We start from the raw sequence: 14,772 nt of genomic DNA on the forward strand, positions 1-14,772 counted from the left end.
GTGACAAACGACAGTTTGTGGTGGGGATGCTCTCTAAAGCCTCTAACCTGATCTTTCAGAGAAAGTTGGATCAACTTGCAGAGGAATTTCATCGCTTACATGTAGAGGATGAAAAGTTGCCTGTTAAAGAGCGATTCGGTACTAGTGTTGTCACAGGTATGCGTCGATGGGAGCCTTTGGCTTTTGAGAAGATGCGCAGAAAAAAGGATCTGCGAAAGTTTTAGTATTGATGGGGTAGTTTGAGGTGTGGGCTGATCTATGAAAACCGAGTTCATAGATCAGCATTGGTTTCGTTTTTTAGGGTGTTTTATGAACGCTTTGATTGAAGCTTTCGTGATAACACCGCCGCGATGAGCAGCAATAACATCATCCAGGGGCTAGATGAGCCTCCACCAGAGCTCGGGTAAGCGCGGGTGTTGTTGAAAGCTGGTTGATGGGCATCTTTACGATGGTCTCTTACCGGCTGGCTTGCGCGTTGTTGTTTAGCCTGCAATTCTTTCTTTACGCGTTTGGCGTTATCTCTTGAAATGTTAAGCTGCTTGAATACCTCTTCTCTCACAACAATCATCGAAGTGTAGTCGGTGACTAAACCATATTGTTTGGCAATGTCGATGATGGCTTGTTTGGCATCTGCATCTTCGCCTAGATAGTCAATTTTATTCTGCAATGCTTCAATGCTCGCGAACGCCCATAACCTTTCTATCTCAGGGTTGAGTTCACTTTGTTTTGGGAAGTCAAAAGACGTTGTGTAGGTTTGTTGTTGGCCTGACATTTTGCCTTTGATTTCAACCGTTGCTTTACCATTTCCCCAGTAATGTCCGAACAAGATAAGCTGCTGACCTCGGTACACAGAACCGATACGGGCGGGTGTAAGGTTTTTAACCTTAACGCCGTCAATATCAACTTCGACATCATGAAAGGCTTCGTGAGTTAGTTTTTCGGTAGCGATCATTAGCTTGCCAACGATGTCATCACTATTGGATACACTCATTGCGAAGCCGTTAGAAATTTTTGTCATGCTATCGAGTAGTGGTCTATTAGCACTGTTGCCCATCACAAAGGTAAAGAGTCGTACATCATATTGTTCGAGTAAGCTTAGAAAGGATTTTTTCTCCGTGGTGCCGATATTAGCAACGCCATCGGTGACTAAGATGATGGCACTCGCGCGATCAGAATCGAGACCTTTGATGCCTTTTTTCAGGCCGTCGTATAAATTTGTGCCGCCATTAGGGGTCGTCGATTCAAGTGATTGTGTATATCTTGATACATTCTCGGCTGTCGCAGGGGTGTAACCTTGTGTGATCTCACTTGCATTGTTGTTAAATAGGATGATGCGAAAACGGTCATTTGGATTTAGCTTGGAAAGCCCTTTGTTAACGCCTTCGATAAGGCTGTGGTATTTTCCCTGCATTGAGCCTGAGTAGTCCAGTACAAAGATCCAATCTCGCCCCAAGTTGATTTTACTTAAGTCATCCCCCGGGGTGATGGTCATCATAAAGGTTCCTTTGTCTTTTCCGGGTTCTTTGTGTGTGACCATATCAATCGAGCCTGGCAGGCCTTGTTGATGTCTCCAGTAGACCACGATATCTTGATCGAGTTTAGTGATTGATTGCTTTGCTGTGATTGGGTTTGAGTCTTCTTCGTTTTGTGCGGCCTGCCCATTCATCATGGATATATGCCATGCCTGATTCGTGTTTGAGGTGACAATTGCCTGCGGATGTTTCGGAAGACGGACATCGTCAATAGGGTAAGAGGATCTTATATTCATCTTGAAGCTGAATGCTTCGGTTACCACTTCGTTGTAGCTCCAAAAGGCCAACTTTTCTTCATCGACGCCACCATCTTCAAGTGGGTAGACATAACTGCCAATGCCATGGTCTGAATGGACAGCTTGAATGTAGACTAATCGGATTTTGACATCTTGCTTTGGCAAAACCGGGTAAACGGCACTATCAAAAGATTTATACTCATCCTGTTCTGTTAAGGCGGTTTCTCTGCCTTGTGCTTTTTCTTGCTCATAAATCTCGCGAGCTTGTTTTTTCTCAAGCACCTCGCCAGTCACAGCTTTACCGTCTATCCAATAGGTGAACTCTCCTACCGCTGCTTTTTCTGGAATGGGGAAGGAGTAGATTGCTTCTAGCGTGGTGTCATTCGGGTTGAAAAATAATTGTGTTACTGAAGTAATGGCATAGCCATCCTCGATAGTGACATCTACATGGTGTTGTTTTATTTCCAACGCTGGTAGCTGACCGTTTGCGGGTGACATGAGTCCAGCGGCCTGCGACATCATGCTAAATGCGAATAATAGGGTAAAGCTTATCAATTCTAAGAAGTTTGGTTGTCTGTTCATAATGCTCTCCATTTGTTGGTTTGTGGCAACAAGCGAAAGCAAAACTAGATGGTGATGAACGGATACTCAATAAAAAACGACTAAGTCTAATAGCAAGAGCCTGAGGGTATTAGATAACGATACTTTTCCATATTTTTATACAAGGATTGTTTTGTTGTAGTCACTCAAAACTATTTATCACGCAAACGCAAAATGCGTCCACTGTCGGTGGAAAGGTAAATCCAGCCTTCAGGACTTTCGACAACTGCTCGAATGCGTTCGCCCAGGCTTTCAAGTAATCGTTCTTCAGCGATAGCCTGATACTGCTTGTTGAGCGATACTCGGTTTAGGTGTGTCATCTTTAGTGCACCTGAAAAGAGGTCCCCTTTCCATTCCTTGAAGGCTTTGCCTGAATAAACGATCAGACTCCCTGGCGCAATGGAGGGAACATAATATTTAACGGGTTGCTCCATGCCTTCTTTATGAGTGCTTTCACCCACAGAAATTGGCCCCCAGTATTCCTTGCCATAGGAAATGATGGGCCAGCCATAATTTTTGCCTGGTTTAATCAGGTTTATTTCGTCACCACCTCTTGGTCCATGCTCGATAGACCATAAAACAGACTTGTCGGGAGTAAAAGCTAAACCTTGTGGGTTTCGGTGCCCGTAAGACCATATTTCGGGTAGGGCGCGGGCTAGTTGAGTGAAAGGGTTATCTTTAGGAACCGTGCCGTCTAAATTTAATCGAATGATGCTTCCGGCATGATTGCTTAGGTTTTGCGCGTCTTCCCGTTTGCCTCGGTCACCGACGCTGAAAAATATGTGCCCCTGATTGTCAAAGGCAATACGGCTACCAAAGTGTCGGAAGGTATCGCTATCGCCTTTCGCTACGAATAGCTCACGCCAATGCCTTAGCTGCTGATTCTCTGTGAGTTGGGCGCTGGCAAGGGCTGTCGTTCCCTTTCCATCATGTCTTTTGCTATAACTAAGATAAATATTCTTTGATGAGCTGAATGTTGGGCTTATGGCAATATCAAGAAGGCCACCTTGGCCTTTGGCAAGCACGTTCTTAAGCCCTTGGATAGTTGTGAGCTGCTTTGTTTGAATATCCAAACTATAAAGCCGGCCACGTCGTTCGGTAATTAATAGAGTGTTGGCATCCAGAAAAGCCAGTCCCCAAGGAATATTTAAGCCTGAGTATAGTTCTTCCAAAATGAAGTGAATCTGGCCACTTTGCCCTTCAAGGATAGTGCGGGAAAAGCTTGGGCTGGCAAAGCTTATGAAGAACGCAAGACTAATACATGCAATGAAATTGTACATTTTAGGGAACTCCAATAGCTTCAGCATTCAATCAAGGCAAGTTTTAACCCCTTATCAGGCTCCAGTTCTTTTATTTCATCACTAAGCGCTAAAGGCGTGATAGATCTTACATCCTCTATCGTCTCTCGTATGTCGCGTTCAAATTCTGAAAAGGTTACTTGTTGATTGTTTAGGGCCGCTAAGATAACTCCGCCATCCTTTAAGTATTTGGTGCAGCGACGTAGTAGTTTCTGATAGTCAGGCCAGCCTCGAAAGGAGCCTTTATGAAAAGGCGGCGGGTCGAGAATGATTATGTCGAACTTTGACTGCTTGGCAATTTGGCTGTTTGACTTAAGAATGTTCTTTTTCCAAATCGATACTCTTTCATCCAGTAGATTATTTATCTGATGATTTAATTGTGCGGTTTTGGTGGCGCTACCGCACATATCAATATTAACTACTTTCTTTGCGCCACCTTTCAAAGCAAACAAAGAAAATACCGAGGTATAAGAAAAAAGGTTTAGAACACGTTTGTTTTCGGCGTGTTCAGCAAGCCAATGCCAGCCACTTCGCATGTCTGGAAACACGCCTGTGTTGCGGTTTTCGCCTAAACTAACCTTACACAAAAGATCCTTATCAAGTGCTGCATTAAACTCCAAAGGCAGTTCAGGCTTATTGCTAGTTCGTGTAAACAAAACCTCATTTTCCACATCGGGCCAAGGCCGGGATTGGAGCAATACGCTTTGAATAAACTCATGCTCTTCAAAGATCTCCTTAATGACGGAAAGCTCATTGTTGCTTAGCTCACCTTCATAGCATTGGACAAATAAAACGGGTGGATACCACTCAATATTGAGGTTCTCAAATGAGGGAAAAAACCGACCTCTGCCATGGAATACTCGGCAAACCTGTTCAGGCGATTGTCTAAGGTTTTCACCTAGTTCTTGCTTTAGGAGGTTCTGTACAGTAGTCATTGCAGAAATTTTGGTCCGGCTCAGTGATTGTTCAGGGGATTCTATAAAAGAAATGATGGTAGATCTATTTTTATGATTTTGGCCGCGAAAGAAGAGCAGTTAATTAAATCATAAAGAGAGAGTAAGAGAACCTATAAGGCGAATACCTTATAGGTTGTATGGAAAAAGAAGTCGTTAAGCAATACTGCGCCGCCTCATTAAACCTATGCCAAATAAACCAAACGCTAGTAGGGCAAACGTTGAGGGCTCAGATACGCTAATCACGCATTGATTGGGGTCGGTTTGTGGGTCACAGGAACCTATGCTGATTGAGAATACGTCATCGGGAAAAGCAAACTGCGTATTCTGGCCATCAGGACTTAGAAATATTGCTCTGTCCAAGTCGCTACCGGTCACATTGTACAGGTCGATAAATAAGTCTTCAGGGTCGAAGCCGATGATGACAAAGCCATCGGTACAGCAATTCACCCAATCCAAATCAATATTGATAGAGCTAGTTGTACCCAGTGCACTATTACCTCCTTCATTTGGGTCATCTAAGAATGCCAGTGCTGCGGGTGTAGAAAAGTCAATGCTGGCATTAAAAGAGCCGCCTCCACTTCCATTTGGTCTTTCAAGAATTACCCCAAAGCTCAATTCATTGGTAAGCGTATTCACATGAGAAAATATCTGCAAGGCGTCAGCTTCTAAGGGGATGGGGGTTGTGGTTCCAGGGTAAACCGGGTTCGCTGATGCTGCCCAAGGGCTACCATAGTTGTAGAAATCAGTGCCTGTTTCTGCACTGTCGAAAGTACCTAGCAAGAACTGAGAGCCATTAAAGTCAATATCCAATACTGCAGCCGAAGCAATTGAAGAAGACAAGGATAGAACGACAGCTGTACACAAATGCCAAATAATGTTTTTCATTGTCTGTTTCCTTCCTATTGTGTTGGTTTTATTGTGAGTTATTGATCAAAAAATACGCAGGAAATAGACCAGATTCTGTAACTTTAGTTATTACAGTAACTTGTCCGCAAGGCTATAAAGGTAGGTTTCAGAACGTGTAAAACTCTTCGACACTATTTGTCATAAAAGTTGGTAAAAAGTGGCTATTCATAATGAGGCTGGCCCGCTATTAAAATTTGAATTGGTTCACGTATTAACGAATCGAGTCGATTGGTAGAATATAGCGTTATATTTCTAAGTATTTGTAATTGCAGAATAAAATATTCAATTCTCAAGTGCTTTGTTTATTCCCCCTGCTTGGGGAGGGGGGAATGTTGAAATGGCTAGTTTAGAATGTGAGTGCTCAATTGCACCCTTATTTAGTCTAAGGTAGCTGTAAAACATTGTGTTCTTTGGGCTATAAAAATAAATATATTAAGATATCCAAGGGGATAACCATGCCGGGTTTAGTTAAGAAAACCATCACCGTGCTTGTGGCCGCATCCGCAAGCATTGCCAATGCTACGATTGACCTTTCAGGCTTACCGGGTGAATTTCCTCACCAAGAAGAAGTTTGTGCCAGTGATTTAGCGAGAGAAGCCTTACGCGCCGAGTCAGCGTCTCAGGCCTTGAATACGCCGTTCATAGATATGATAAAGGTGGGTGATGAGCTTGTCTGGACTCGTATGGGGACTCAAAGCCCGGTACTTGTACCTGGCGATATTGTCACGCTAATCGGCTCAAACTTCGGTGCAGGTGTGGATATAGATTTTAGCAAAATCATGCTGGGTAATACCCGTATTCTTGAAACTGATTTACGTATGTTTGATCAGAAGCTTGCTGTGTCAGATCAGGTTAATTACGAAACAGAGCAGCAAGTTGATGCATGGGATAAAAACGTTATTAGCTGGCAAGATGACCGTATTGTATTCAGGGTACCTGACCATGCTAGCAGCGGTCCCTTGATTGTGCAGGTACAAAAACGAACGGGTTATAATGAGTCCTTGCTACACCCAGGTTCTCCACATACCGTTATTGATGCACAGACCTCTCGTATTATCAGCGATACGTTTCAGCATGAATGTGACGTTGTGTCACAGCTGAGTGATGCCGTTGCCAGCACGCCGATTGATATAGATGTTAATAACCCGAACTTCTCTGATTTGGTGACAGAAGGTCGAAAGATATTCTGGTCGTACGACTACAATATTGGTGTCGCACATGCGGTACGAAACCTGGATTGGAAGGCGATCTTTAACTATCGTTCGTTTGACCCGGTTAAAGGAGGCTATGCTGACCCGAGAGAGTTGTTTGGCGCCTATAAAACGGTCAGAGGGCAAGTGCCGAATGAAGCGATGGATGATGTTTACTTTGATCCTTACCCAATGCCAACCCCGATCCCCGGCTTCCTCACCTTGGGTTCTGCCAAGCTTGAAGGCAATACAAAAGATACAGGTTGGGTAGGATATCGCTATGCAGAAGGTAATCACCCTTATACAGGGCCGGGTGAATTTGCCGGTTTCAACTGTGCGTCGTGCCACGGTTATCAAATCACTTACCAAAACGTCAATGGCGAAGATGAAACAAAGGTTTTCCCTGGCTTGCCTAACCCTGAATGGACCATGAAGTGGACAGTTTTACAGACGCCGCTAAAAACCTTCAAGGGCATTTATGAGAAGGAGCCAGGGCCAGACTGGGCACCGGAAGAAGAAAAAGTTGCCAAAGATATGTTGATCTATCATATGCCTGCCGGTGCCGGTGAGCATAACTTGGTTAGAATCAAAGGAGAGGGCAGCCATACCGATAATGATTATCAGTTTTCACCGATCGCAATTCCAAATGTGACCAACTATATGTCGATTCGACGTTCTCTGTCGCATACCGAATCCTATGTCGGTTTTGAAGGTTCTTATGTGCATGCAGAAGAGCCGGACGGTGCGCAAGGGGCAATGAGAAAAGCGCCTTTACAAGCCTTAACCGCGTACATGACCCAGCTTGATGAGGACGATGACTTACTACGTGAAATTGGTATGTATCGCTGGTTGAAGCAGAAGGGTTTACTTGTCGACCAAACAGAAACCGGTACAGTCATAGAGACCTATACCGAGATGGTACCGCAGCCGCCTAAGCGGGGCTGGTTTGGTATTAAGATACCTCAACCAGATAAAGAGGTAACGAAAACGCGCGAAATACCAGCATTGCAAGAAGGACAGTTTATTAGCCAGGGCTGGCAGTCCTATCCAAAAGTTTCTGCAGCGATAGCAAGAGGTAAAGAGACCTTCGATCGCGATTGCGGCAGCTGCCACAATGATGGCGTCGGTGCCAACACAAATGAAAAGATGTTGCGTTTGGATGAAGTTGGCAGATTTTTCTCTCCAACGATTTACCAAAAAGAGGTCGAGTCGATTCGCGCGACATTCTTACGTGATATGTACTGGGTGCAGAATCGTGGCTTGCTATCTGACGGTCACGTGAGAAATATGAGTGATCTGGTATCTCCAGCTCGTTGTGATAGCAACTCTGAAATGTACCAACAATATTACACCTTGCATGCACCGGTTCGACCTGCGCCCGGCTCTGTCGATCAGCCGATTACTACACCGGACTTAAATCGCAGAGGCGATGTATTCAGGGTGCCCAAGTCGGACTACATTACCAGGTTGGATCGAGGTTACAAGCGCAACCGCTTTATCGAAAAGCACAAATACTTTAGTGAAGTGTCTTGGGATGACGACCACTACTACTGGGATTACCAGAAGATGCGTCGTGAATTTGGTGTAGATGAAATGGGGACACCTGGCCCGGTTGGTTTACCAGCGACACCACACCCATGGTGTACATCGAATACTGAGGAGGTTTCAGATTTGGTTCAGTACATTATGACGCTGTAAGCTTGAGCGAGTAGACAAAGGCCAGCCCCGATTAGACTAAGGGAATGTTCAATCGGGGCTGGCTAAAGGCTCAGTTTATCTATTAGTCAGTAACGGACAATTCTTTGGTCTTCACCTGCTTAACCAGTGCATTTTTCGCAACTTCGTTTATCGCATATTTTTCAATGCCGGCTAAATGGGTTTTACCAAAATATCGATACCAGTTAATTAGCTTGGCATCGACAGGGAACTCTCCGTCAGACTTTTCGCCTAGCTCTTCAGCTAAGGCTAGTAGCTTGCCATTATGAAAGCGGTATTTGGGAAAACCATAAAAAGAAAACGTGGTCGACAAGGTTAAGGCTGTATCTATATTCTTGTGCATGCGGTTTTTGCGTTTTTTAAAGCCGATTTTTGATCGAACGTCTTGCAATATATCCAGCGGCACTTGAGCTGCTTTCATCGATGCTTCAAAGACAGACTTAGAGACAAAGGTAAATTCTTTCGAAGGCTTTTTAGCCTTAAACAGCTTTGGGTAGGCCTTGTAGTTTGATTGGGCTTCATCAACCATTGCGCGCTTTAGTTCAGCAACTGTCACCGGGTTAGATGAGCTGCTGCAGCATTGGTAAATGTTTGTTTCGCCGGGTGACTTCAGTGCTTTGGTCATGGACAGAATAACGCTATTAGCGACTAAGTCTGCGGGAATAATGTCCATTGCTGCATGCGGGTCAGCAGGGAAGTAAGAGATTTTTCCACGAGCGTAGGCAAATACAATGGCATCGGCAACTTTTATGCCTTCAATCCACCCAGGTACTGGCGCACGAAGTGTACTTTCGATAATTGAAGGTCTAAGTATGACAAGAGAGCTCGTATCTAGTTTCTCTATTAGTAGCTGCTCGCCAAGCCACTTTGTGAAGGTATAAGTGTCATTCCAGCCGTAGCGATGGGCTTGCTCGATCCCCAGGTCAACCAAGGCGTTCTTTTGTTCTTCTTTCGTGCTTGAGGGCAAAAATGCGCGTGCGATTCTGTCTTGTAGTGAATGGATTAAACCTTCGACTAGATAGTGACCTTGTGCATTGCGTGGGACTTTTCGTTTATATGGCCCTGTTGTCTCTTCGTAAATCTCACCTTTGTTTAAGCCATGAACATAGCATGTCGAAACCTGTACAACGGGTGTTCCTTCTCCACGCTGCGATAATTCGATAATATTCTTTAAGCTTAAGGTGTTGATTGCTAGAGCCTTGTCTAGCGGTTCTCTAAAGTCGACACTCGCAGCAGAGTTTACGATGACGTCGATTTTTGAAGCAAGTTCATCAAAACTATCTTCGTCTAAGCCGAATAGCTTATCTGTTAGTTGGCCGCTGACGATGTTAAGTTTTGTCAGACAAAAGTTCTTGAATGCCTGTTCATCTAGGCTCTTTAAGTGTCCAAAGACTGAAGAGCTAAGTACTTCTTGCTCAAGACGTTCCTGAGCTGAATTGTATCGTGCGTTGCCGCGAATGAGTAAATGAATACTGGCAACATCGGGAGTGGATCGAATAATTTTTTCGAGTACAACTTTGCCGAGAAACCCGGTACACCCTGTGATTAAAATATTTTTCCCTTTGAGGGTCTCTTTTACCATTGAAGATTCTTGAGTCATCGCATACCTGCCTAGCACCTGAGTTAATCTGAAAGCCTTATACCCGAGTAAATCACAATATCCCGTATGGGGCTTGTTGTGCCGCAAGATACGGCAAACTATAAACATTTTTGGTGCGTAACTTCACAGTACGAGATGTTCATCACATTAATTTTTAGTAGTAGAGTATATGCACTAATTTTTAGTTTTTGGCTCGTTGTTATTGCTGGAGGCTCGGGTTATTTGAATTGTGATCGAATCCTTTGGTTAATTACTGTACAATCTCGCTCCCTTTGACTACTGCGTCTAATATTCAGTAGTTCCCTTTGCGCCAGGAGTTATCATGAGTTTCAAGCAAGACCTTCAAGCACTACAAAATACCTTAGACAAAAAACGGAATACCTTAGTGGCCGCAGAGAAGCGTTTTAATCAGGTATTGGTCGGGCAAACAAAGCGTGATATCGAGTCTATCAATAAACAGATTTCTGCTTTAAAGCAGGCAAAAGCTTCAGACGTAAGTAGTAAATGCGCTCAACTTAAGGCAATGAAGTTTCATCGAGCGCTTCTCAAAGAAGAGCAGGCAGACATGGGTAAACTCAAGAAGTCTGTGAAAGGGCTTGTAGTCGTGCATCCATTGACGGCGCTCGGTCGAGAGATGGGCGTGAGTGAAGTAACCGGGTATGCTAGAAAAGCGTTCTGATTTTCAAGGTCTTAAGAGTCGTTATTTCCTGAGTGCCATCTCAGCGATGAACCAGGAGTGTGCTGCTAGAACAACCAGAAGCATAATGGCAGTAAGATCGCGGTAAAAATGCCATTGACGATCATTGCAAGAATCGAATAAGCGCCGCACTTGGAACTAATTTCAAAAGCTTTAACCGTGCCAATGGCATGTGCGCTGAGCCCTAGGGCAAGGCCTTTTTCCTCGTCATTTGTAATATTAAAGCGTTTGAACACAAGCGGTGCAATGACTGCACCAAAAACGCCGGTAATCATCACAAAGCCAGCTGCTAAAGATGCGACCGCGCCAGTTTCTTCTGAAACCAGCACAGCAACCGCTGTGGTGACCGACTTGGTGAGCATGGCAAGAATTGACTCGTCACTTGCTTTGAACAAAAGTAAAACGCCTACCGCAAGCAATACCGTCAAAAAACCTCCCAAGCATATTAGGGCGATGAGAGTCTTTATTTTTGAACGCATATGGCGGCCTTCATAAAATAAGGGGATGGCTAAAGCAACAATTGAGGGCGCCAGGAACCAATGAATTATTTGTACTGATTCGAAGTAATCTTGATACGAAATATTCAGTGTTAAGAGCAGCGCGATCATGGTCCCTGAACCGAGGAGTACAGGTTGCAATAAAGGGTGAAGGCCTGACTTAAGGTAAATTCTTCTGACTGCCCAGTAAACGGCTGCTGTTGTTAATATCATAGACAGGTCAAAGAAGTAGGGGAGCTTAAATTCAGACATTAGTTCCACCGCTAAGACTCCTCAAGTTCTTGGCTTTTTTCTAGCTTTTCGATCAGCCAAGGCGTGGTCACTAGGGTAAAGATAACGCTGCTGGAAATTGCTATCAGAATCGCTAGCCATTCTTTTTTTATCAGGTGCCAGTGATCCATAATGCCAATACACGAAGGCATGATTAGCAAAGGAATCAGAATAGTCAGTACTTGGCTGGAGCGGTCTAAAGAGGCCCCTGTTTTGCCCCGTAATACACATATACCGGTCAATAACAGCAGGCCTAGAATCGCACCAGGTACCGGAATGTTAAACAGTTCAGTGACTAATGAAGCGAAGATGCTTATCGCACATAAAATTAGCAAACCAAAGATCATTAATATTTCCTGTGAGTTGGGGCGGCTATTTTACACATATTGGGTCATTAAATTTAAGTTTGTGTATCATGCAAAATAACGTTGCTTATAGAGATAGATATGAAACTCTTTTATTACTTCACCTTATCAATTCCAAGTTTACCCGACTATAATAGCGCCAAAACAATATTCAGGAGTTAAAACGAATGCCTAAAGCAAGTGAAATTAAGAAGAACGCTGCCGTTGAAATGAATGGTGAAGCTTATATTGTTCGCGATATCGAGCGCTCTGTTCCACAAGGCCGTGCAGGCGGAAGTTTGTATCGTATGCGTATGTACAATGTGGCGACAAACCATAAGATTGATGAAACTTTCAAAGACTCCGATATGCTGTCACTTGCAGATTTGGACCGCCGCCCGGTAACTTTTTCATATGCTGATGGTGATGAATACGTTTTTATGGATAGCGAAGACTACTCTTCATATAGTCTGGATAAAGAAAGCATCGCTGATGAGTTATTGTTTATGGCCGAAGATGCGCAAGGCTTGCTGGTTGTGATGGTAAACGAGGCTCCGGTTGCACTGGAGTTACCTAGTACTGTTGAGCTGGAAATTGTAGAAACTGACCCAGCTTTAAAAGGTGGCTCGGCTACCGCGCGTACCAAACCTGCAATCTTAACGACGGGTTTAACGGTACAAGTGCCAGAGCACATTTCTACTGGTGACCGTATTAAGATCAATGTTGAAGAGCGCAAGTTTACTGGGCGAGCAGAGTCTAAATAATTTTTTCGCGTCGGCGTTTGAGATAAAGCCTTTATGCCGATAGGTGAGGCAGGCAAGTAAAAATGCCTGCCTAAAATATTAAATAATTTGTTGAAAAATAGAAGCTTAGCGTCTTTACTTAATGTAAATATTTACATTGAGGGTGGTCATGGCTCGTACAAACTCAGCAGAATCAGTTCGGCAGCATGCGATAGAGAAGGCAAAGGCCGGTTTAGGTATTTCTAGTTGCCCTTATCCTAAAAAGTCTCCTTTTCAGGCTGTGTGGATAAAGGCATTTGTTCGTGAAGCACAATTAGACTGGATAAGTGCCGCCAGCTAAGGCTCGATCAGTAAGCTCGACTCCCAGTAGTGCCCCTTACCATGAAAGCGTTGGTAATATAAATCCGTATAATGTATCACTCGGGTGCCGTAGCCAGGTTCATGGATATAAACCCTGTCGTGGTCGTCATAACCATAGATCACAAGGTAGTGCCCGCTATAATACGGTCCGTATTGAAGCATGACAGGGCTGCCTTGACGTAGTTGAGACCTTATTTCAATCAGGCTTAATGTTCCGCTAACATAGCTATCTAAACCTCCCAAATCCCATAAGAGCCAACTGATGTCATCGATAGTCGGTGTGCTCTCTGTATCTAAATATACATACTGATAGTCTAATAAATCTTGTTGAGAGTAATAAAGTTGGTGGTGACGTAAGATGATTTCAGTTGCCCTTGCCCAACTGCTATCACTTTCTCTATAGGGTGTGGTCTCGATCTCCAGTATATAAGAACCTTGCTGGCTTGTGATATGGCAGCCGGAAATCAGCATTGTGATCGCTATCAGTACCGCCGCTTTGTTTATGCTTTTCATACATACTCCTGCTTGTTTATTAATATCTGTACATTGTGAAACAAGTAAGCTGAATGAAAGCTGAACGTGAGACTTGTGTTTTTTCCTGTCATCCCCGTGAGTTATAAGTTACTGTTAGCGGTATATTCAATGCATTAAATACCTTTCTCATGCCGCTTAAGATTAACGACTACGTCACTATTCCTGATGAAGAGCTTCAGCTCTCTGCTATTCGTTCTCAAGGTGCGGGTGGTCAGAATGTGAATAAAGTTTCGTCTGCCATTCACTTGCGCTTTGATATCAAAGCATCTTCGCTTTCGGATTTTTATAAAGAGCGGCTGCTAGGCCTTAAGGATAGCCGTATCAACAAAGAGGGCGTCTTAGTGATCAAGGCGCAGCAGTTTCGTACCCAAGAGAAGAATCGTGAAGATGCGCTGGCTCGTTTAGTGGCTTTAATTCAAGCAGCAACGGTTGTTCATAAAACCCGGCGGCCAACGAAACCTAGTCGAAACTCTCAGCGAAAGCGCATGGATAGTAAGACCAAACACAGTCGAACCAAGGCGCTTCGCGGTCGGGTTAGAGACTAAACCTATTTAAGTCTTAGTCAGGTTTCTATTTTATATTTCCAATATTCTGGAAGTATGGTTGTGGTGGAGGCAGTTTATCTATAAGCTCCCTATTATGGATATCGAAAATGCAGCAAAACAATTAGAAGCTTTGGGTAATGTTACTCGCCTTGAAATCTTTCGGACTCTGATCCAGGCGGGGCAGAGTGGTATGACAGTGGGCGACATACAGAAAAAGTTGGGTATACCTGCTTCAACCTTGTCACATCATATTTCCAAGCTGATGCAATGCGCTTTGCTTAGCCAGCAAAGGGAAAGTAGAAACTTATACTGCAAAGCGAACTTTGCCAACATGACAGAGTTAATGTCTTTTTTGATGAGAAATTGTTGCTCGGCGGATGAGAAGTCTAAGTCCTGTTTATAGGTGTGGTGAATCGATTGCCACAGCAAGGTGATTTTCTGGCGAATATTCATCAGGGTGCGCGTTGCGAAGCTGGAGAGGTTTCGCTCAGAGAGCAGTATATAATCGATACGATGCGCCCTTTCTTATTAAATGAAGGCATTGCTCTGGCTGGGCTCGACTTTATTGGTGGTTATATTACCGAGGTTAATATTACTAGCCCTTCAGCCATTCGGCAGATCAATACAGTAAGTGATCAGGAAATACAGAAAGTCTTGGTTGATGGCATTGAAGCTAGACTCAAGAATAAATTTGCTAAAGCTTGCTGTGACAGTTTCTACTCAAAAGCGAGTTGAATCTAGCCGGAAT

15 protein-coding genes and 1 pseudogene are annotated in these 14,772 nt (G+C 44.0%); 8 read left to right on the forward strand and 8 right to left on the reverse strand.

Annotated features, from left to right (window positions below):
* Nucleotides 1–224: pseudogene (locus A3763_RS28100) on the forward strand (XRE family transcriptional regulator); the annotation flags it as partial.
* Between the two features lie 83 nt (nucleotides 225–307).
* Here the strand turns inward: A3763_RS28100 and A3763_RS04230 are convergent.
* From A3763_RS04230 to A3763_RS04245, 4 genes are all read right to left on the reverse strand, one after another.
* Nucleotides 308–2,350 (reverse strand): VIT and VWA domain-containing protein, encoded by a 2,043-nt coding sequence (locus A3763_RS04230; protein ID WP_068514231.1) that lies wholly within the window; start codon nucleotides 2,348–2,350, stop codon nucleotides 308–310.
* 170 nt (nucleotides 2,351–2,520) lie between these two features.
* Nucleotides 2,521–3,648, reverse strand: coding sequence for a PQQ-dependent sugar dehydrogenase (locus A3763_RS04235; protein WP_068514383.1), 1,128 nt, complete (start codon nucleotides 3,646–3,648; stop codon nucleotides 2,521–2,523).
* Nucleotides 3,649–3,668: 20 nt separating this feature from the next.
* Nucleotides 3,669–4,601: a class I SAM-dependent methyltransferase gene (locus A3763_RS04240; protein WP_068508856.1), complete on the reverse strand. Its 933-nt coding sequence runs from the start codon at nucleotides 4,599–4,601 to the stop codon at nucleotides 3,669–3,671.
* Between the two features lie 174 nt (nucleotides 4,602–4,775).
* Nucleotides 4,776–5,507: a PEP-CTERM sorting domain-containing protein gene (locus A3763_RS04245; protein WP_068633021.1), complete on the reverse strand. Its 732-nt coding sequence runs from the start codon at nucleotides 5,505–5,507 to the stop codon at nucleotides 4,776–4,778.
* A 476-nt stretch (nucleotides 5,508–5,983) separates the two neighbouring features.
* Here A3763_RS04245 and A3763_RS04250 point away from each other — a divergent pair, with 476 nt between their 5' ends.
* Complete coding sequence (locus tag A3763_RS04250; RefSeq protein WP_068514238.1) at nucleotides 5,984–8,416, forward strand: hypothetical protein; 2,433 nt, start codon at nucleotides 5,984–5,986, stop codon at nucleotides 8,414–8,416.
* Between the two features lie 82 nt (nucleotides 8,417–8,498).
* Here A3763_RS04250 and A3763_RS04255 read toward each other — a convergent pair whose 3' ends face one another.
* Nucleotides 8,499–10,034 (reverse strand): fatty acyl-CoA reductase, encoded by a 1,536-nt coding sequence (locus A3763_RS04255; RefSeq protein ID WP_068554578.1) that lies wholly within the window; start codon nucleotides 10,032–10,034, stop codon nucleotides 8,499–8,501.
* 322 nt (nucleotides 10,035–10,356) lie between these two features.
* Between A3763_RS04255 and A3763_RS04260 the strand changes: the two genes are divergently transcribed.
* Nucleotides 10,357–10,713: a YibL family ribosome-associated protein gene (locus A3763_RS04260; RefSeq protein ID WP_068554580.1), complete on the forward strand. Its 357-nt coding sequence runs from the start codon at nucleotides 10,357–10,359 to the stop codon at nucleotides 10,711–10,713.
* 65 nt (nucleotides 10,714–10,778) lie between these two features.
* Here the strand turns inward: A3763_RS04260 and A3763_RS04265 are convergent, their stop codons facing one another.
* Together A3763_RS04265 and A3763_RS04270 are read right to left on the reverse strand one after the other, a co-directional pair.
* A complete protein-coding gene (locus tag A3763_RS04265) occupies nucleotides 10,779–11,480 on the reverse strand; it encodes an LrgB family protein (protein WP_068508010.1) in 702 nt (233 codons plus the stop codon).
* An 11-nt stretch (nucleotides 11,481–11,491) separates the two neighbouring features.
* Nucleotides 11,492–11,845: a CidA/LrgA family protein gene (locus A3763_RS04270; protein ID WP_068514244.1), complete on the reverse strand. Its 354-nt coding sequence runs from the start codon at nucleotides 11,843–11,845 to the stop codon at nucleotides 11,492–11,494.
* Nucleotides 11,846–12,030: 185 nt separating this feature from the next.
* Here A3763_RS04270 and yeiP point away from each other — a divergent pair, with 185 nt between their 5' ends.
* Nucleotides 12,031–12,606, forward strand: coding sequence for an elongation factor P-like protein YeiP (gene yeiP, locus A3763_RS04275; protein ID WP_068514246.1), 576 nt, complete (start codon nucleotides 12,031–12,033; stop codon nucleotides 12,604–12,606).
* A gap of 148 nt (nucleotides 12,607–12,754) precedes the next feature.
* Nucleotides 12,755–12,925, forward strand: a complete 171-nt coding sequence (locus A3763_RS27310) for a hypothetical protein (RefSeq protein ID WP_156490659.1) — start codon at nucleotides 12,755–12,757, stop codon at nucleotides 12,923–12,925.
* Here A3763_RS27310 and A3763_RS04280 read toward each other — a convergent pair.
* A complete protein-coding gene (locus tag A3763_RS04280) occupies nucleotides 12,922–13,458 on the reverse strand; it encodes a hypothetical protein (protein ID WP_068514249.1) in 537 nt (178 codons plus the stop codon). The two genes, A3763_RS27310 and A3763_RS04280, sit on opposite strands and share 4 nt — an antisense overlap.
* Nucleotides 13,459–13,607: 149 nt before the next feature.
* Between A3763_RS04280 and arfB the strand changes: the two genes are divergently transcribed.
* From arfB to A3763_RS04295, 3 genes are all read left to right on the forward strand, one after another.
* Nucleotides 13,608–14,024, forward strand: a complete 417-nt coding sequence (gene arfB / locus A3763_RS04285; protein WP_068514252.1) for an alternative ribosome rescue aminoacyl-tRNA hydrolase ArfB — start codon at nucleotides 13,608–13,610, stop codon at nucleotides 14,022–14,024.
* Nucleotides 14,025–14,118: 94 nt separating this feature from the next.
* Nucleotides 14,119–14,427 carry a helix-turn-helix transcriptional regulator gene (locus tag A3763_RS04290; RefSeq protein WP_068506631.1) on the forward strand — a complete coding sequence of 103 codons (309 nt, stop codon included), beginning with the start codon at nucleotides 14,119–14,121 and terminating at the stop codon, nucleotides 14,425–14,427.
* Between the two features lie 5 nt (nucleotides 14,428–14,432).
* A complete protein-coding gene (locus A3763_RS04295) occupies nucleotides 14,433–14,759 on the forward strand; it encodes a hypothetical protein (protein ID WP_304438921.1) in 327 nt (108 codons plus the stop codon).
* The last annotated feature ends 13 nt before the right edge of the window (nucleotides 14,760–14,772 follow it).

The organism is Oleiphilus sp. HI0128 (assembly GCF_001635365.1).